Genomic DNA, 17,072 nt, shown 5'->3' with positions numbered 1-17,072 from the left:
GTGAGTCCTATCGAGGCGGTCGGGCTGCGATGCCCTCGGCGTAACGACGGTAGTTGGCAGTGGTTTCAGCAATGGAATCACCACCGAACTTTTCGAGTGCGGCCTGAGCGACGACAAGCGCAACCATCGACTCGGCGACGACGCCGGCGGCCGGAACCGCGCACACGTCGCTGCGCTGGTGGATGGCCACGGCTTCTTCGCCGCTCTCCATGTCGACCGTCGCCAGAGCGCGCGGAACAGTCGAGATCGGCTTCATCGCGGCGCGAACTCGCAGAGCCTCACCATTGGTCATGCCACCTTCGATACCGCCTGCGCGGTTGGTGGAGCGCACGATGCCGTCCGGGCCCGGACGGATTTCGTCGTGAGCCTCGCTGCCACGACGACGCGCGGTTTCGAAGCCGTCACCGACCTCGACACCCTTGATGGCCTGAATTCCCATGAGGGCAGCGGCAAGTCGTGAATCAAGACGCTCGGCGCCACTGACGAAAGTGCCGAGTCCGACCGGCAGGCCGTGGATGACGACCTCGACGACGCCGCCGAGGGTGTCGCCGTCCTTCTTGGCCGATTCGATTTCGGCGATCATCGACTCTTCTGCAGCCTTGTCGAATGCGCGGACCGGGCTCGCGTCGATCGCATCGAGATCCTTGCCCTCCGGCACGGGTCCGACGTACGGCTCGGAAGCACCGATGGAAATAACGTGTGAAACGACCTCGGCACCGAATACCTGACGCAGGAACGACCGCGCGACGGTTCCAGCGGCTACGCGGGCTGCGGTCTCGCGAGCGCTGGCGCGTTCGAGGACGGGACGCGCATCGTTGAAGCCGTACTTGAGCATGCCGCTGTAATCGGCGTGTCCGGGACGCGGGCGCGTCAGCGGGGCATTGCGAGCCTGATCGGCGAGCAGGTCCGGGTCGACCGGGTCGGCGGACATGATGGTTTCCCATTTGGGCCACTCGGTGTTGCCGATTTCGATGGCCACGGGGCCACCGAGCGTAAATCCGTGGCGGACACCGCCGATGATGGTGACCTTGTCGGCCTCGAACTTCATCCGCGCGCCTCGGCCGTAACCGAGTCGACGACGGGCAAGTTCGGACGAGATGGCCTCAGAGGTCACTTCGACCCCCGCGACCATGCCCTCGAGCATCGCGACGAGGGCGGGACCATGGGATTCTCCGGCAGTTATCCAACGCAGCACGCCGACCATCTTTCCACGTCGCAGACCTCAGTTGTCACAGTGGCCCTCCAGGTGAACACAGATGGCCCACACGCACGATGCGTGTGGGCCATCTGCGCAGTACTTGTGGGTCTAGAACAGGCGGAATCCTCCACCGTTGGCGTTGATGTCAGCCAAACCGATGTTGATGTCCGCCGAGTTGTCGGGAGCATGGAACGGCGGCGGAAGCGGCTCGAAGCAGTACGGCGGGAAGCCGTTACTGATCAACCCCACCAGGCGATCACCGACGACGAGTGGTCCACCCGAGTCACCGGGGATCGAGCACGTGTGCTCGACGATCTCACCGTAGACGGAGTCGTAACCCCAGGTGATACCGCATGTGTTGCCGGTCGAGCGGCCTTCCTTGCACACGATCGTGCCCGGTGCCGGCGGAGCGCCGATTCCGCTGATCGTCGTGCCGCCGACGGTACGCAGCGGGGCAACCTTTGCGTCGTCGAGATCGATTACGGCGATGTCCGAGACCGGACTCGAGTAGGTGAATCGGCCGATAGGACCGGCTTCGGGCAGGTATTCGGCGAACACCCGGTCCCCGACAACTCCGCAGTGTCCGGCGGTGAGTGCCACGAGCGAACCGGCATTGTCGTATCCAACCGCGGTCAATGTGCAGGCAGCAACTTGCTCAGGATCGGAATGATCCACGTCCGGCAGCAGGATTCCTGAGCCCCCGCCCAGTGCCACCGACGATGGTGCAGGCGCGGCGCCGGCGACGCCTGCCCCTGCAGCCACAGCCGCCAAACAGGCTGCCGCAGCGACGAAAAGCCTTGTGCGCATAGATTCCCCCGATAATCGAGTGCGAAACGAGATTCGTTTTGTCCCATTTCCGAAACATCAGTGAACGACAGTGTGTGGACATTCGGCAAGTCCGACGCGCCGCATACTGAGACTGCACGCTTCCGATGCCCGAACATATCAAACCGACGGTTACGTCTTTTCTGCAGATCACGGTCCGTCGTTGAATCCTCAATGACGCGAGCTTTTTCGGTTAATGTTGCGCTCATCACGTCCACCAGGCAAACGCAATCGAACCGCATGCTGCCAGGCACATCGAGGGTCCGTGCGCCACGGGCGAATTATGGGCTACCGGGCCGGACTTTCGGCGTTCGAGTCTTCGCAGTTCGAGCACGATACCCAGGGCTGCGGTGAGTACCGACGCGGACACCAACGACCACAGCCAGGCGTCCGCTCCCACCAATCCGGTCAGTGCACCCAAGGAAAGAGAGAGCTTCACATCGCCGAGACCCATGGAACCAGGCGACATCAAGTGCGTCAGGAGGTGGATTCCGGCGAGCAGTACCGATCCCACCACGGCTGCCCACACCGTTCCCGACACCGTCGCGTAGACCATCACGACTGCGTACCCAGGCAAGGTGAAACTGTTGGGCAGCCGGCGCACAGCCAAGTCGACAGCCGAGATCGCGACGCACCACCACACCACGGCAAGACTTGAAATTAGCTGCACCACTGAAGTATTCAGTGCGCCGACGACAACCCAGCCGGTTGCGACGGCCCACTGCGGCACACAACAGCGAGTCGCGACTGGTCGATAACCGTGTCGCCGCAACCAACTGTCAGCGATCGCCCGGGCACCGGCACCTGCGACGGCCCCTGCGCCTGCCAAGACCACAAACGTCCACATGGTTTCGAGCATGGGGGCTCGCGTTCACCAGCGGCAGTTTACGAAAACGTGCTGTGGACTACCTGAACCGTGTGAACAGAGCTAAGCGATAGCGGCTGCCATGGCCTCTCGCGGAGCGGGTTTACCTGTGAACTGCTCAACCTGTCCGAAAGCCTGATTGAGCAACATCTCGAGGCCACCGATCACCGTGCCACCAGCCGCCTCGACAGCCGAAGCGAGTGGCGTCGGCCAGGGGTTGTAGATCGCGTCGAGGACAAATCGCGCCTTCCCCAATCGCTGGGCAAAGGGCGTTGCCGCATCTGCGGGAACGGTGCTGACCAAGACCGAGGATTCGGCGCAGATCCCACCGAGCCGTGCGTCGTCGAACGCAACCAGATCAATGTCCAACCCGACAGCACCACCGCATTCGATGGCACCGGATGCGCGTCCCGGATCACGTGCGACCACGGTGACTCTCCGAACTCCCATGTCGGCCAACGCGACCAGTGCCGGCCGCGCGGTGCCTCCCGCGCCGACAACTACCGCCGAAGTCCCGCTGAGGTCGCCGACACCGCCGGCGATCAGGGCACCACTGACTCCGTCGACGTCCGTGCAGTCGGCACGCCAACCGCCGTCGATGCGGACCAAGGTGTTGGCCGAGCCGATGGTCACCGCTCGCGGTGTGCGTTCGGTGGCGTATTCGAGCGCTGCGATCTTGCCGGGCATCGTCACGGAGAGTCCGACCCATTCGGGTCCGAGTGAGTCCACGAGGGCAGGCAACTGCTCGCCGGTGCATTCGATCCGCTCGTAGGTCCAATCGCTCAGGCCCAATGCCTCGTACGCCGCAAGATGGAGCAACGGCGACTTCGAGTGAGCGATCGGACTTCCGAGAACAGCTGCTTTACGCGGCGTCTCGACTGCTGCCGCCGTACTACCGTCCACTGTCGAGAATCCCACTTTGCTGTGCCAGTTCGATGTTGGCGAGATGCTCCTCGTAACTCTTGGTGAAGAGCGTCTGGCCTTCCTTGTTGATCGTGACGAAGTACAACCAGTCACCGTCCGCCGGGGATTCCACGGCCTTGAGGGCGTCGATGCTCGGCGAAGCGATGGGCGTCGCGGGCAGCCCGGGCATCGCGTACGTGTTCCAGGGAGTGACCCGCTCACGGTCGGCATCCGTGGTGGCGACCTCGGTGGTGTCGAGTGAGTAGTTGACCGTGGAGTCGAACTGCAACGGCTGATCGACTGCGAGTCGGTTGACGATCACTCGCGCGACCTTGGCCATGTCGCCGGGCAATGCCTCACGCTCGACCAACGACGCTGCCACCAACAACTGGTACGGCGACATTCCGACGCCGCTTCCGGCTGTCAGAATCCCGGTGGCCTCGTACTTGGCAGCACTGCCCTCGACCAACGCACGCAAGATCTCGGTGGGCGTCGCAGTCGGGTCGAAATCCCAACTGCTGGCGGCGATCAAACCTTCCAGCTGACGGTCTTTGTCCGGCACGCTTTTCACCGAAGACATGGCCCAGTCCGGGACGCCGAGCGAAGCCAGATCGGAAGATGCTCCCGCAGTGTTCAATTCATCTGTCGATATACATTTCTGAGCGGAAACCGGGCCTACACAACTCGCCTCGGAAATGAGGTTGTAGATGCCCTTCTTGAGTGAGCCCGTCTGCGCGTCCGAACTGTCGTGCAGCTGACGCCCCTCGGCGATGACAACACTGCCGACTCGGGAGTCGGGGGCAACCAAGGTGTCGAGTGCGCTCGCGGCGCTACTCTGCACCGGCACCTGGTAAAAGCCGGGTTGCACCTTCTGGATCTCCGACGGATTGGCGATCGCCGCGTTGTAGAAAGCAGCGGAACTCGCGACGACGTTCTTCGCCTCGAGCGTCGCACCGATCTCCGATGCGGTTTCTCCACTGTTGATCTGGATGACCACGGGTGCGCCGCCTGGGCCGGCGAAGTCCTCTGCGGCCTTGTTTCGATCCATGTACCAGAGGGCGCCGTAGGCACCGACACCGAGAACTGCGATCACCAACACCAGTAGAGCGAGAACACCGACCTTCTTGCCTCGCTTGGCGCGCTTGTTGCGCGCTTCGCGTTGCTTACGTGCCTCGGCTCGCGACATGTGCGGCGGATCGATGTTCTGCGGCAGCGCACGCATGACCATGGTCTCGTCGTTGTCGAAGTCGAACGAACTGGTGGGCCGGCTTCCGCCGCCCTCATCCCACCGCGCGTTCACAGATCGCCCTCCAGTGCAGCGTCCTTCGACGACTCCCCTGGTTTCACAGCTCTACTCCGCTCGTCCAGCCAGCCTTGCAGGATTTCCACCGCCGCAGCCTGATCGATCATCGGCCGCTGCCCGCGTGCCTTGACTCCGCTTTCGCGGAGATTGCGCGCAGCCGTGACGGTCGTCAGTCGTTCGTCGGACAGTCTCACCGGGATCGGTTCGACGGCCCGCTGCAGTCGTTTGGCGAATGCAGTCGCGATACCGGCGGCTTTACCTTGCTCACCGCGCAGCGTCTGTGGCAGTCCGACGATAACCTCAACGGCCTCGTATTCGGACACGATGTCGATAATGCGCCGGATATCCGGCGCGTCGGGCCCACGCTCCTTCGAGCGTGGAACCGTTTCCACCGGTGTAGCGAGGATGCCGTCGGGGTCGCTGGACGCGACGCCGATGCGAACACTGCCGACGTCGATGGCGATGCGCCGCCCGCGACCAGGGTCGTCGATGCCGGGGCGATCGGGACCCTGCTGCGTAGCCACCACCGTCAGCTGCCGCCCGCCAGCTCTCCGACTCTGTCCCGGATCGCATCGAGCGCCGCCGGGATTCCTGCGGAGTCCGAACCCGAGCCCTGGGCCATGTCGGGCTTTCCGCCACCGCGGCCGCCGATCTTGGGTCCGAACGACGCGACCAGTTCGCCTGCCTTCACACCGAGACCCTGCGCTGCCTTGCTCGAGGCGACCACGAACGGAACCTTGCCCTCGACGTCACCGAGGAGAGCGACAACGGCAGGTTCGGAGCCGAGGCGACCCTTGATGTCCGTGACGAGGCTGCGCAGATCGTTTCCACCGACGCCGGCAGGAGCGGGTTCGGCGATGACGAGGACGCTGCCGATGCGCTTGGCCTTGGCTACGTACTCGCCTGCCGACGCCAGCACAGCCTTGGCCTTGGTCTGCTCGAGTTCCTTCTCGGCCACCTTGAGTCGCTCGACGAGCGCCTCGACGCGAGCAGGCACCTCTTCCGAAGGAACCTTCAGTGAGGAGGACAGTCCGGCCAGGAGCGCGCGCTCCTTGGCGAGGTAGCGGTAGGAATCCAAACCGACGTACGCCTCGACGCGTCGGATTCCGGAGCCGACCGACTGCTCACCGAGCAGCGTGACCTGACCGATCTGAGCGGAGCTTCCGACGTGAGTACCGCCGCACAGTTCCATCGAGAACGGGCCGCCGATTTCGACGACACGAACCTCGTCGCCGTAGTTCTCGCCGAAGAGTGCCATCGCACCCATCGACTTGGCCTTGTCGAGGTCCGTGACAAAGGTGTTGACCGCGTAGTTCGACGCCACGGCTTCGTTGGTGAGGGCCTCGATGTCCTGCTTCTGGGACTCGGACAGCGCGCCCTGCCAGGAGAAGTCGAAACGGAGGTAACCCGGCTTGTTGAGCGAGCCGGCCTGCACCGCGTTGGGGCCGAGCACTTGACGCAGCGCAGCGTGCACCATGTGGGTACCGGAGTGCCCCTGGGTTGCGCCCTTGCGCCACTCGGCGTCGACGTGCGCGAGCACGACGTCGCCCTCGGTGATCTCGCCCTTCTTGACCGTCACCTTGTGCGTCCAGACCTTCTTGGCGATCTTCTGCACGTCGTTGACCTTGGCTTCGAGGCCCGGAGCGGTGAGCGAACCGATGTCGGCGATCTGTCCACCGGACTCTGCATAGAGCGGGCTTCGGTCGAGGATGACCTCGACGTCCTGGCCGGCCTTCGCCACCGGCACGCGGACGCCGTCGACGATCAGCGCGAGGACGTGAGCCTCGGAGACGAGCTCGTCGAAACCGGTGAACTCGGTGGCGCCTCGATCGAGCAGTTCCTTGTAGACCGTCAGGTCCGCATGCGCGTGCTTGCGGGCCTGAGCGTCGTCCTTGGCGCGCTTGCGCTGCTCGGCCATGAGCGAGCGGAAGCCGTCTTCGTCGACGGTGAGACCGGCCTCGGACGCCATCTCGAGCGTGAGGTCGATCGGGAAGCCGTAGGTGTCGTGCAGTGCGAACGCCTGATCGCCGGCGATGACCGACTTTCCGGACGACTTGACCGACTCGGCAGCATTCTCGAAGAGTGCCGATCCCGAGGCCAGCGTCTTGAGGAACGCGGTCTCCTCACCGACGGCAACGTTCTCGATGCGCGCGAAGTCGGTTTCCAGAACCGGGTACGACGGCGCCATCGTGTCGCGGACGACGATCATGAACTCGCGCATGGTGGCCTGCTCGCTGCCGAGCAGTTTGGCTGAGCGCACGATACGACGCAGCAACCGGCGCAGGACGTAACCGCGGCCGTAGTTGCCGGGGTTCACACCGTCGGCGATCAACATCGCGGCGGTGCGCGCGTGGTCGGCGATGACGCGGAAACGGACGTCTGAAGTGTGGTCGGTCCCGTAGACACTGCCGGTCAGTTCAGCGGCCTTGTCGATGACAGGGCGGAGAAGATCTGTCTCGTAGACGTTTTCGACACCCTGCAGGAGGAACGCAACGCGCTCGACACCCATGCCTGTGTCGATGTTCTTCTTCGGCAACGGTCCGAGGATCGGGTAGTCGCCCTTGTTGGTGCCCTCGCCGCGCTCGTTTTGCATGAACACGAGATTCCAGATCTCGATGTAGCGGTCCTCGTCGGCTTCCGGGCCGCCTTCTACGCCGTACTCGGAGCCGCGATCGTAGAAGATCTCCGAGCAGGGGCCACAGGGTCCTGGGATGCCCATGGACCAGTAGTTGTCCTTCATGCCGCGGCGCTGGATGCGCTCTTCGGGCAGACCGACCTCGTCACGCCAGATCGCAAATGCTTCGTCGTCGTCAAGGTAGACGGTAGCCCACAGGCGGGTGGGATCGATGCCGTATCCGCCGTCCTCGACCGAACCTGTCAGCAACTCCCAGGCGTGGGAGATGGCTTCCTTCTTGAAGTAGTCACCGAAGGAGAAGTTGCCCGCCATCTGGAAGAAGGTGTTGTGGCGGGTGGTGATGCCGACCTCTTCGATGTCCAGGGTGCGGACGCACTTCTGCACGGACGTCGCGCGCGAGTAGGACGGCGTCTGCTGCCCGAGGAAGAACGGCACGAACGGAACCATGCCCGCGTTGACGAACAGAAGGTTCGGGTCGTCGAGAATCAGCGAGGCGCTGGGCACCTCGGTGTGGCCGGCCTTGACGAAGTGGTCGAGGAATCGCCTGCGGATCTCGTGGGTTTGCACTAACCGGTCCTTACCTTCAAGAGCGTCGAGCTATGGGTGTCCAGACTAACGCGTCGACCGGTGGAACCTGGCAGGCGTCAGCCACGAACTATTCGGCGGAGTTTGCTCACCCGATCGGCGATCTCTCGCTCGTTGCCGTGCGCGGTGGGCTGGTAGTAGTCGACACCCACCAGATCGTCCGGCGGATACTGTTGCCGCAGAACACCATCACGTGTGTCGTGCGGGTACTTGTAACCGACGGCGTTGCCCAACTGCTCGGCGCCCTTGTAGTGCCCGTCACGCAGATGCGGCGGCACGAGTCCGGATTTTCCGGCGGCCACGTCGGCCATGGCAGCGCCGAGAGCGGCGATGACCGCACCCGATTTGGGGGCTGTCGCCAGATGAATGGTGGCTTGTGCCAGAGCAAGACGCGCCTCGGGCATGCCGATCAGCTGCACTGCCTGCGCGGCGGCGGTAGCAGTCTGCAGAGCCGTCGGATCGGCCATGCCGATATCTTCGCTGGCGTGAACGACCAGACGCCGTGCGATGAATCGAGGGTCTTCGCCCGCGGTCAGCATCCGTGCGAGGTAGTGCAGGGCAGCGTCGACGTCGGAGCCGCGAATGCTCTTGATGAAGGCGCTGATGACGTCGTAGTGCTGATCTCCGGCACGGTCGTACCGAACCGCAGCCTTGTCGACGCTGGCCTCGACGGTCGCGAGGTCGAGCACCACCGGGCCCGGCGCGTCACCTGCCGTGTCCAGTGCGGCCCCGGCAGCGGCCTCGAGTGCCGTCAGGGCTCGGCGTGCATCGCCGGAAGCCAGACGGACGAGGTGTTCCATCGCGTCGTCGTCGATCGTGATCGCTCCCCCGAACCCTCGCTCGTCGGCTACCGCACGCTCGAGCAGTTCCTGGACATCGGCAGCGGTGAGCGATTGCAGTTGCAGGACCAAAGAGCGCGACAACAGCGCGGAGACAACGGAGAACGACGGGTTCTCGGTGGTCGCGCCGACCAACAGAACGATCCGGTTCTCGACCGCGGCAAGCAAGGCGTCCTGCTGGGTTTTGGAGAAACGATGAACCTCGTCGATGAACAAAACGGTCTGCTCGCCGTTCAGCAGGCGCCGGCGCGCGAGTTCGATGACACCGCGGACTTCCTTGACACCCGCGGACAGAGCAGACAAGGCCTCGAACCGGCGGCCGGTCGCACCCGAAATCAACGATGCGAGCGTGGTCTTGCCGGTGCCGGGAGGTCCGTACAGAAGTACCGATGCGGCGCCGGATCCCTCGACCATTCTGCGCAGCGGCGCGCCGGGTCCGAGTAAGTGCTGTTGCCCGACAACCTCACCAAGGGTGAGCGGGCGCATGCGGACAGCTAGAGGGGCGCCGGGCGGCACCGAGGACAAAGCGCGCTCGGCTACCGACACGACATCTGGTTGGTCGACGATCTCGGGCTCTTCCGGTGTTGCCTCGAAGAGGCCGTCTTCCGCCACCACGCTGTCTTTCACCACCACAATGTCTTCCGCTTGCCAATCGCTCACGAATCGACGCTACTAGAGACCACCGACGCCTGACACAATCCGCTGTTCCGCCAGCCCTCACCCCGCTGAGAATCAGCATTGGATAGCGTTGTCGCCATGAGCACCTCCGAGATCGCCACCGTCCTCGCGTGGCACGACGCACTCAACTCCCAAGACGTCGACACACTGCTGCAGTTGTCGAGTGACGACATCGAGGTCGGCGGCCCCAAGGGCGCGAGCCAGGGACTCGCTGCCCTGCGCGAGTGGGCCACCAACGCCGGCATCACCCTCGTGCCCGGCAAGATGTACGTCCACCACGGCGTAGTCGTCGTCGAACAGACCGCAACGTGGGCGGCCGAACCGGACAAGTCTGCAACTGTGGCCTCGGCGTTCCGCGTCGTGGCGGATCAGGTCACGTCGACGTTCCGGCATCCTGATCTCGAGACGGCGCTCGCAGCGACGGACTTGTCCGAGAACGACCTCGTATCCGAGAACTGAGCCTCCGACAACTGAACGGACTCGACTGAAAAAGGGCGCCCGTGCACGGGCGCCCTTTTCTCATGTGATCAGCCAGATGCTCAACTGAACTCTGTGCGCAGCGCTGCCACGACCTCGCGGGCGTGCGCTTCGACGGCGTCGTTGCCGGCGAGCTGCGCCGAACGTGCGAGCCTGGCCCAACGGCCGACCAGGGCGTCGGCGCGCGGGATCGAGAGATAGTGCTCTCGGACGGCAGCGATACGTGAATGATCTTCGGGTAGGTACAGATAGGTGCTGAGCCAGACCCAGATGAGTTGGGCTTCGACGATCCTGCGTCCCAACTCGGCCTCGTCGGCCAGGGCGGGCCACATCCCGACGACCTCGGCCCGCCAGGCATCGACCATCGCCGACGCCCGCTCTTCGGTCAGGTCGATGTTGCACAGGCAACCGGGGAACGACACCAGCGCGTAGGTGATGTCGAGGAGAGCGTCGCGATAGCCGCCCCACTCGTAGTCGAGGAACTGCACGCCGTCGTCGTTGACGATGATGTTGTCCGGGCACAAGTCCGACGGACTGAATGCACGGAACCGGCCACCACTGAACAGCGTTTGTGCGTGCTGCACCTGCTCGAGAACGTCTGAACTCACATCGATGCCGAGACTTTCCACCAGCATCGTGGGAACGCCGGCCACTGCGCGTCCCACTTGATCCGCTACTTCGTCGGAGCAATGGGCGACCTCGGCCCGACGCAGAAGTGCGGTGAAATCGTCCTCACGGCCTACTGTCGCGGCGTGCATGCGGCCCATGGCCTGCGCCATGGCCATCAACGTGTACGTGACGGTGTCCGGGTCGGAGTCTTCGAGACGGACACTGATGGCGGTGGCGTCGCCGAGATCACTCAGGATCAAGAGACGAGCGTCGAGGTCGGACGCCAACAGTTCGGCGCCGGGGCGTGCGTCCTTGGCAAGCGCGTTGGCGAACTGATACGACACCGCTTCACGGAGGAAGGCGGTTTCGACGTCGAAGTCACCCTCGGACGCAGCGGGGAGCGCGATCGCCGTCTTGGTAGCTCCCTGGAAGTTGTCACGGACCTGCTTGATCACCAGTGTGCGAGGCAACGAGAACGGATTCTCGGCGACACGGACGCGCAGCACGACGGTGCGGCCACTCCCCCCGAGATCGACTGGATCCACCAGGGTTACGGGTGCCCCTGTGCGGCGTGTCAGCAACTGCTCAGCAGCTGCGACGACTTCGGAAACGGGGTCTGCCAGTAATGCGGTCATCACCGACCAACTTACCCGTTAGTGACTCCGATCATGCCCAGCTCATCCGCGCAGGCTCGAAAATCCGAGCGCTGACAGCGACTGAAACAGGCTCTCACGTGCGGTGATGACAAAAACCCTAATCGCCACACCGTCACACAGTCCTCGCGAGAATTTTTCTACTCGTGAGCAGAACTCCACCGATACGCCGTCACGCAGATTTGTCTGCGTCGTCGTCCTCGTCGACAAATCGAGAAATGCCCTTCAACGCTGCTTCGAATTCCTCGTCAGCCCGCGTTCTGACCCAGAGAACGAGCACACAGGCGATGACTATCCCGAGCAGGTTGACCGCCAGTTGCAGAGACGACAACCCGGCGATCCGCCACTCCCCGTTCGCTGCCGCAACCACCGCGAAACCAGCGGCAGGAACTGTCGTGACCGAGATGAACACCCCGACCAAGGCGGCGGACTTCGACGAGACGAGCGCCAGCATTCCGGCGGCGCCGGCAAGGAGCGCGACGACAAACGAAATGGGCCCGACCTTGTAGACGAAATCGACCTCGTGGAGTGATTCGAGACTGACGACGTCCATCCAGCCGAAGAACTTCACCACGAACGTGGCGGCAAGCGTCACGCCCATCGCGATGGGGAATCCGACGGCAAGGGCGAGAATCGAGCGTCGGCGCAACCGTCGATCCCGCCGCACCAGTGCCACCGCCAATGCTGCCAGCGGCCCGAACTCGGGGCCGACAACCATGGCGCCCACGATCGTGATCTGTGAGTCGGTCACAACACCGATCGCCGCCAGGAGGCACGCGATCGTCAGAAACGCTACGAACAATCCGTTGAGAGTTGACTCTTCCCGAGTACGGGACAGCAATTCCTCCCACACAACGGAATCCGCGGGATCACCCGGCACGTCATGCTCGGCTTTGCGCGCCGCCGCCGACAACACCGTCTCGACTGGTACGAGCGTCATTCCGCCGTCCTCGGCGACGCCGAGGGCGGTCAGAGCATCGACGATGTCGTTGGCCGCTTCACGAGCGACGTCTGCCTCCACCATGTCGCCGGCAGGATGAACCGCGACATCACGTAATACGACGATGTGTGTCGCGCCCCGCTGCGACGCGAGCGCACCGAGAACTTGCTCGGTGCGCTCGGTCGGGCAGATCACCCGCAAATGCAGCATGGCGAACCGGTGTCGGCTCTACTTGGCTTCGCCTGTGTCGCCTTCGGGCTTCTTGTCCTCTGACTTCTTCTCGTCGGACTTCTTCTCGGGCTTCGCGTCGATACCCGATTCCTTGCGCTGCTGTGCGGAGATCGGTGCCGGCGCATCCGTCAGCGGGTCGACGCCGCCGCCGGACTTCGGGAACGCGATGACCTCACGGATGGAATCCATGCCGGCGAGGAGCGCGGTGATGCGGTCCCAGCCGAAAGCAATTCCGCCGTGCGGAGGCGCGCCGAAGGCGAAGGCGTCGAGGAGGAAGCCGAACTGCTCCTGCGCCTCTTCCTCGGAGATACCCATCACCTTGAACACTCGTTCCTGAATGTCCTTGCGGTGGATACGAATACTGCCGCCGCCGATCTCGTTGCCGTTGCAGACGATGTCGTATGCGTAGGCGAGAGCGGAGTCCGGATCGGTGTCGAACGTCTCGAAGAACTCCGGCTTCGGCGAGGTGAACGCGTGGTGCACGGCCGTCCACGCGGAGTGGCCTAACGCAACGTCACCGGAAGCAGTGGCGTCTGCAGTCGGCTCGAACATCGGAGCGTCGACGATCCACACGAAAGCCCACGCGTCGGGATCGATGAGATCCTTTTTGCGTGCGATCTCACCACGTGCTGCACCGAGGAGAGCGCGCGTCGACTTGGTCGCACCGGCTCCGAAGAAGATGCAGTCACCCGGCTGAGCTCCGACATGGGCGGCAAGCCCCTCACGTTCGGCGTCGGTCAGGTTCTTGGCGACGGGTCCACCGAGGGTGCCGTCTTCGCCGACCAACACGTACGCCAGGCCCTTGGAGCCGCGCTGCTTCGCCCACTCCTGCCAGGCATCGAGCTGCTTGCGCGGCTGGCTTGCACCACCGGGCATCACGACGGCGCCGACGTACTCGGCCTGGAACACGCGGAACGTCGTGTCCTTGAAGAACTCGGCGCACTCGACGAGTTCGATACCGAAACGGAGGTCGGGCTTGTCGCTGCCGTAGCGACGCATTGCCTCGTTGTAGGTCATGCGGTCGATCGGCGTCTTGATCTCGTGGCCGACGAGTTTCCAGAGCGCCGTCAGGATTTCCTCGGCGAGCAGGATGATGTCGTCCTGGTTGACGAATGCCATCTCGATGTCGAGCTGGGTGAACTCCGGCTGACGATCGGCGCGGAAATCCTCGTCGCGGTAGCAACGCGCGATCTGGTAGTACCGCTCGATGCCGCCGACCATGAGGAGCTGCTTGAACAGCTGCGGGCTCTGCGGCAGTGCGTAGAAGCTGCCGGGCTGAAGGCGTGACGGCACGAGGAAGTCGCGGGCACCCTCTGGCGTCGAACGCGTCAGCGTCGGAGTTTCGACCTCGACGAACTCGTGGTGCGAGAGAACGCCGCGCGCTGCAGCACTTACCTTGGAGCGCAAGCGAATTGCGGCGCCAGGACCTTCACGGCGCAAATCGAGGTAACGATACTTCAGGCGTGCTTCTTCGCCGACCTGATCGTCGAGCTGGAACGGCAGCGGTGCGCTTTCGTTGAGAACCTCGAGTTCTGTGGCGTTGACCTCGATTGCTCCCGTGGGGATCTCGAAGTTCTGGTTGCCCTCGGGGCGAACCTCGACCGTTCCGGTCACGCGGACGCAGTATTCCGCGCGCAGACGGTGCGCCTGCTCGGCCACGTCACCTGCCCGGAAAACTACCTGCGCAACTCCGGATGCATCACGGAGATCGATGAAGATCACTCCGCCGTGATCACGACGCCTGGCTACCCAACCGGTGAGCGTTACGGTCTGCTCTGCCTGCTCGGGTCGCAATGAACCGGCGAGATGTGTGCGCAGCACGGGATTCCTTTCGAACTACTTCCAATAACCGACGACCGACTACTTTGCCTGCGATCCTACGGAGCGAACTGCGCAGAGCGGAAACGCGGACCCGCATCGCATGCGAAGCTATCTCCAGAAGTGACGGCAAGCACTTGTTCACGACAGCAGAAAGCGGACATAGATGACCTTCAACGAGGGGGCCCGCGCTGAAGCGGGACGCGTTCAGGTTCAAGGCGGCGGGGGTGGCGGTGGCCGCGGCGGCAAAATCGCGATCGGCGGTGGCGCGGGTGGCATCATCGTCCTCATCCTGGCGCTGCTGTTCGGAGGCGATCCAGGCTCACTCCTGGGCACGTCTACCGAGACCTCGAGTTCGTCGACCGGCCTCACCTCGGTAGACGACTGCACCGGCACGATGGCGAATACGGACATCAACTGCCGAGTGGCTTTGACTGCCGAAAGCCTCGACGATGTCTGGGACCAGCAGTTGGTCGAGCAGACCGGCACCGCATACGTTCGCCCGGCGGTCAAGCTGTTCAGCGGTTCGGTCAGCACCGGTTGCGGTCAGGCGTCGAGTGATGTCGGTCCGTTCTACTGCCCGGCCGACCAGACGGCGTACTTCGACACGAGTTTCTTCCAACTGCTCGTCGACCGTTTCGGGTCCAGCGCCGGACCGCTCGCGCAGGAGTACGTGGTCGCGCACGAGTTCGGGCATCACATTCAGAATCAGCTCGGCGACATCGGCCGCGCGCAAGCCGACCCGCAGGGTGAGGAGTCCGGCGCGGTTCGCACGGAACTCCAGGCGGATTGCTACGCCGGTGTGTGGGCACACTTCGCAGCTACAACTCCCAACGCCGAGTCCGGTCAACCTTTCTTGAAGCCCCTATCGAAGAACGACATTCGCGACGCTCTGTCGGCTGCTTCGTCGGTGGGTGACGATCGTATCCAGCAGTCCACGACCGGTCGGGTCAACCCCGAGGGCTGGACACACGGCTCTTCCTCGCAGCGGCAGGCGTGGTTCGTGACTGGTTATCAAACAGGCCAGGTCTCCTCGTGTGACACCTACTCGGCTAGGGATCTGAACAACCCACCCGACCTGAAGCGGTAGAGAACCCGAAAACCATCCCGCCGACAATTTTTTCTGTCTTGACAGAATCTATTGTCGGTGGGATGGTTTTCTCATGTTGGAAGTAGCAGTCATCGATCGACCCGCTGCCGCGGAGGCATCGCTCGACCCGATACGGCAACGAATTCTGGCCGAATTGGTGGTGCCGGGATCGGCATCGTCGCTGGCCCCTCGGGTGGGACTGACACGCCAGAAGGTGAACTACCACCTGCGCACCCTCGAAGAACACGGACTTGTCGCGCTCGTCGAGGAACGCAAGCGGGGCAGCATGACCGAGCGCATCATGCAGGCCAGCGCCGCATCGTACGTCATCTCCCCCGCCGCCATGTCTGCGCTCGCCCCGGACCCCAGCCGATTCCCGGATCAGCTCTCGGCGCGCTGGCTCGTCACTCTCGCGGCGCGGATCGTCCGAGAGGTCGGTGAGCTGATCGCCGGGGCAACTGCAGCCGGAAAACCGTTGGCCTCCTTTGCCATCGACAGTGACATCACCTTTGCGACATCTTCCGACCGCGCCGCATTCGCCGGCGAACTCGGCGAATCGATCAACTCACTCGTCGCCAAGTACCACGACGGCAGTTCTGAAGGCGGCCGCAAACACCGCCTCGTTGTCGCCCTACATCCCAGCCTCACCACACCCCCCGTCATCACACCCCAAGTCATCGACGCGCCCGAAACGGAGAAGTAGCAATGTCCGAGAATTTCGAAATCCGCCGCGAGGTGGTAGTCCCCGGAACTCCCGAGCAGATCTGGGCTGCCATCGCGGCCGAAACGGCCGGCTGGATGTTCCCCTCCCCTCTCGAGATTCCCGCCGACGGCAGCCGCCCGGACAGCCCGATCATCGCGACCTGGGAGCCGCCCAGCGAACTTGCCATCCACATGCAAGGCCCAGACGGCTGGTTCAACAACCTCGAATACGTCGTCGAAGCACGCGACGAGAGCACCGCCGTTGTCCGCTACGTCCACGCCGGAGTGTTTGCCGAGGACTGGGACAACCAATACGACGGCGCGAGCAAGCACACCGACTTCTACCTTCACAGCCTCGGCCAGTACGTGCAGTACTTCGCCGGCAGGCCCACCACGTACGTCGCGGCCGAGGGCCCGGAGGCCTCCAGCGCACCGGACGCCATGGATACACTTCGCGGCGCACTCGGAATCGCCCGAGACACCACCGTCGACGACACGCTGACGGTGAATGTCCCCGGAATCGGAACCATCGAAGCAATCGTCGATTACGTCGACGACTGGTTCATCGGCTTGCGCACCGATAACGCATTGCTGCGGTTCTACGGCCGAAATGCCTTCGGCGGCAACGTCGATGCGGCCCATCACCTCTTCGCCGCGGATGCGGACGCTGACGCAGCGACGGCAGCGTGGCGGGCCTGGCTCGCCGGCGTGTTCGCCTGAG

General features: G+C 63.7%; 15 protein-coding genes. 4 read left to right on the top strand and 11 right to left on the bottom strand.

Annotated elements, in window-relative coordinates; genetic code table 11:
* Positions 1 to 7: 7 nt before the first annotated feature.
* The 8 genes from aroC to QM716_RS13555 form a co-directional block, all read right to left on the bottom strand.
* Complete coding sequence (aroC, locus tag QM716_RS13590) at positions 8 to 1,195, bottom strand: chorismate synthase (protein ID WP_003944974.1); 1,188 nt, start codon at positions 1,193 to 1,195, stop codon at positions 8 to 10.
* 111 nt (positions 1,196 to 1,306) lie between these two features.
* Positions 1,307 to 2,005 carry a S1 family peptidase gene (locus QM716_RS13585; protein ID WP_283304618.1) on the bottom strand — a complete coding sequence of 233 codons (699 nt, stop codon included), beginning with the start codon at positions 2,003 to 2,005 and terminating at the stop codon, positions 1,307 to 1,309.
* A 226-nt stretch (positions 2,006 to 2,231) separates the two neighbouring features.
* Positions 2,232 to 2,882, bottom strand: a complete 651-nt coding sequence (locus QM716_RS13580) for a prepilin peptidase (RefSeq protein ID WP_283304617.1) — start codon at positions 2,880 to 2,882, stop codon at positions 2,232 to 2,234.
* A gap of 69 nt (positions 2,883 to 2,951) precedes the next feature.
* Positions 2,952 to 3,791 (bottom strand): shikimate dehydrogenase, encoded by an 840-nt coding sequence (locus tag QM716_RS13575; protein ID WP_283304616.1) that lies wholly within the window; start codon positions 3,789 to 3,791, stop codon positions 2,952 to 2,954.
* Positions 3,781 to 5,091 carry an endolytic transglycosylase MltG gene (gene mltG, locus QM716_RS13570; RefSeq protein ID WP_283304615.1) on the bottom strand — a complete coding sequence of 437 codons (1,311 nt, stop codon included), beginning with the start codon at positions 5,089 to 5,091 and terminating at the stop codon, positions 3,781 to 3,783. Before mltG ends, QM716_RS13575 begins: the two co-directional genes overlap by 11 nt.
* The gene (gene ruvX / locus QM716_RS13565) at positions 5,088 to 5,621 is read right to left on the bottom strand and encodes a Holliday junction resolvase RuvX (RefSeq protein WP_230815526.1); all 534 of its coding nucleotides are present in this window, start codon (positions 5,619 to 5,621) and stop codon (positions 5,088 to 5,090) included. Before ruvX ends, mltG begins: the two co-directional genes overlap by 4 nt.
* A gap of 2 nt (positions 5,622 to 5,623) precedes the next feature.
* Complete coding sequence (gene alaS / locus QM716_RS13560; protein ID WP_283304614.1) at positions 5,624 to 8,296, bottom strand: alanine--tRNA ligase; 2,673 nt, start codon at positions 8,294 to 8,296, stop codon at positions 5,624 to 5,626.
* Positions 8,297 to 8,373: 77 nt separating this feature from the next.
* A complete protein-coding gene (locus QM716_RS13555) occupies positions 8,374 to 9,786 on the bottom strand; it encodes a replication-associated recombination protein A (RefSeq protein ID WP_502942050.1) in 1,413 nt (470 codons plus the stop codon).
* A gap of 123 nt (positions 9,787 to 9,909) precedes the next feature.
* Between QM716_RS13555 and QM716_RS13550 the strand changes: the two genes are divergently transcribed.
* Complete coding sequence (locus tag QM716_RS13550) at positions 9,910 to 10,290, top strand: nuclear transport factor 2 family protein (RefSeq protein WP_283304613.1); 381 nt, start codon at positions 9,910 to 9,912, stop codon at positions 10,288 to 10,290.
* Positions 10,291 to 10,370: 80 nt separating this feature from the next.
* Here QM716_RS13550 and QM716_RS13545 read toward each other — a convergent pair whose 3' ends face one another.
* The 3 genes from QM716_RS13545 to aspS all read right to left on the bottom strand — a co-directional run bounded on the left by QM716_RS13545 (position 10,371) and on the right by aspS (position 14,562).
* Complete coding sequence (locus QM716_RS13545) at positions 10,371 to 11,552, bottom strand: protein kinase family protein (protein ID WP_283304612.1); 1,182 nt, start codon at positions 11,550 to 11,552, stop codon at positions 10,371 to 10,373.
* A gap of 190 nt (positions 11,553 to 11,742) precedes the next feature.
* Positions 11,743 to 12,720 carry a DUF389 domain-containing protein gene (locus QM716_RS13540; RefSeq protein ID WP_283304611.1) on the bottom strand — a complete coding sequence of 326 codons (978 nt, stop codon included), beginning with the start codon at positions 12,718 to 12,720 and terminating at the stop codon, positions 11,743 to 11,745.
* Between the two features lie 18 nt (positions 12,721 to 12,738).
* Complete coding sequence (gene aspS, locus QM716_RS13535) at positions 12,739 to 14,562, bottom strand: aspartate--tRNA ligase (RefSeq protein WP_283304610.1); 1,824 nt, start codon at positions 14,560 to 14,562, stop codon at positions 12,739 to 12,741.
* A gap of 163 nt (positions 14,563 to 14,725) precedes the next feature.
* Here aspS and ypfJ point away from each other — a divergent pair, with 163 nt between their 5' ends.
* From ypfJ to QM716_RS13520, 3 genes are all read left to right on the top strand, one after another.
* Positions 14,726 to 15,649: a KPN_02809 family neutral zinc metallopeptidase gene (gene ypfJ / locus QM716_RS13530; protein ID WP_283304609.1), complete on the top strand. Its 924-nt coding sequence runs from the start codon at positions 14,726 to 14,728 to the stop codon at positions 15,647 to 15,649.
* Positions 15,650 to 15,722: 73 nt separating this feature from the next.
* Positions 15,723 to 16,352, top strand: coding sequence for an ArsR/SmtB family transcription factor (locus QM716_RS13525; protein ID WP_283304608.1), 630 nt, complete (start codon positions 15,723 to 15,725; stop codon positions 16,350 to 16,352).
* A gap of 2 nt (positions 16,353 to 16,354) precedes the next feature.
* A complete protein-coding gene (locus tag QM716_RS13520; protein WP_283304607.1) occupies positions 16,355 to 17,071 on the top strand; it encodes an SRPBCC family protein in 717 nt (238 codons plus the stop codon).
* The last annotated feature ends 1 nt before the right edge of the window (position 17,072 follow it).

It is taken from the genome of Rhodococcus sp. IEGM 1409 (genome assembly GCF_030056735.1).
GTDB lineage: Bacteria > Actinomycetota > Actinomycetes > Mycobacteriales > Mycobacteriaceae > Rhodococcus_F.
This window is presented reverse-complemented; position numbering and strand designations above follow the sequence as displayed.

Excerpts from the sequence above, each read along its gene's own strand:
- QM716_RS13550 (WP_283304613.1), top strand. The coding sequence starts at position 9,910 with ATGAGCACCTCCGAGATCGCCACCGTCCTCGCGTGGCACGACGCACTC.
- QM716_RS13580 (WP_283304617.1), bottom strand. The coding sequence starts at position 2,882 with ATGCTCGAAACCATGTGGACGTTTGTGGTCTTGGCAGGCGCAGGGGCC.
- ypfJ (WP_283304609.1), top strand. The coding sequence starts at position 14,726 with ATGACCTTCAACGAGGGGGCCCGCGCTGAAGCGGGACGCGTTCAGGTT.
- QM716_RS13520 (WP_283304607.1), top strand. The coding sequence starts at position 16,355 with ATGTCCGAGAATTTCGAAATCCGCCGCGAGGTGGTAGTCCCCGGAACT.
- QM716_RS13540 (WP_283304611.1), bottom strand. The coding sequence starts at position 12,720 with ATGCTGCATTTGCGGGTGATCTGCCCGACCGAGCGCACCGAGCAAGTT.
- QM716_RS13585 (WP_283304618.1), bottom strand. The coding sequence starts at position 2,005 with ATGCGCACAAGGCTTTTCGTCGCTGCGGCAGCCTGTTTGGCGGCTGTG.
- QM716_RS13545 (WP_283304612.1), bottom strand. The coding sequence starts at position 11,552 with ATGACCGCATTACTGGCAGACCCCGTTTCCGAAGTCGTCGCAGCTGCT.
- QM716_RS13525 (WP_283304608.1), top strand. The coding sequence starts at position 15,723 with ATGTTGGAAGTAGCAGTCATCGATCGACCCGCTGCCGCGGAGGCATCG.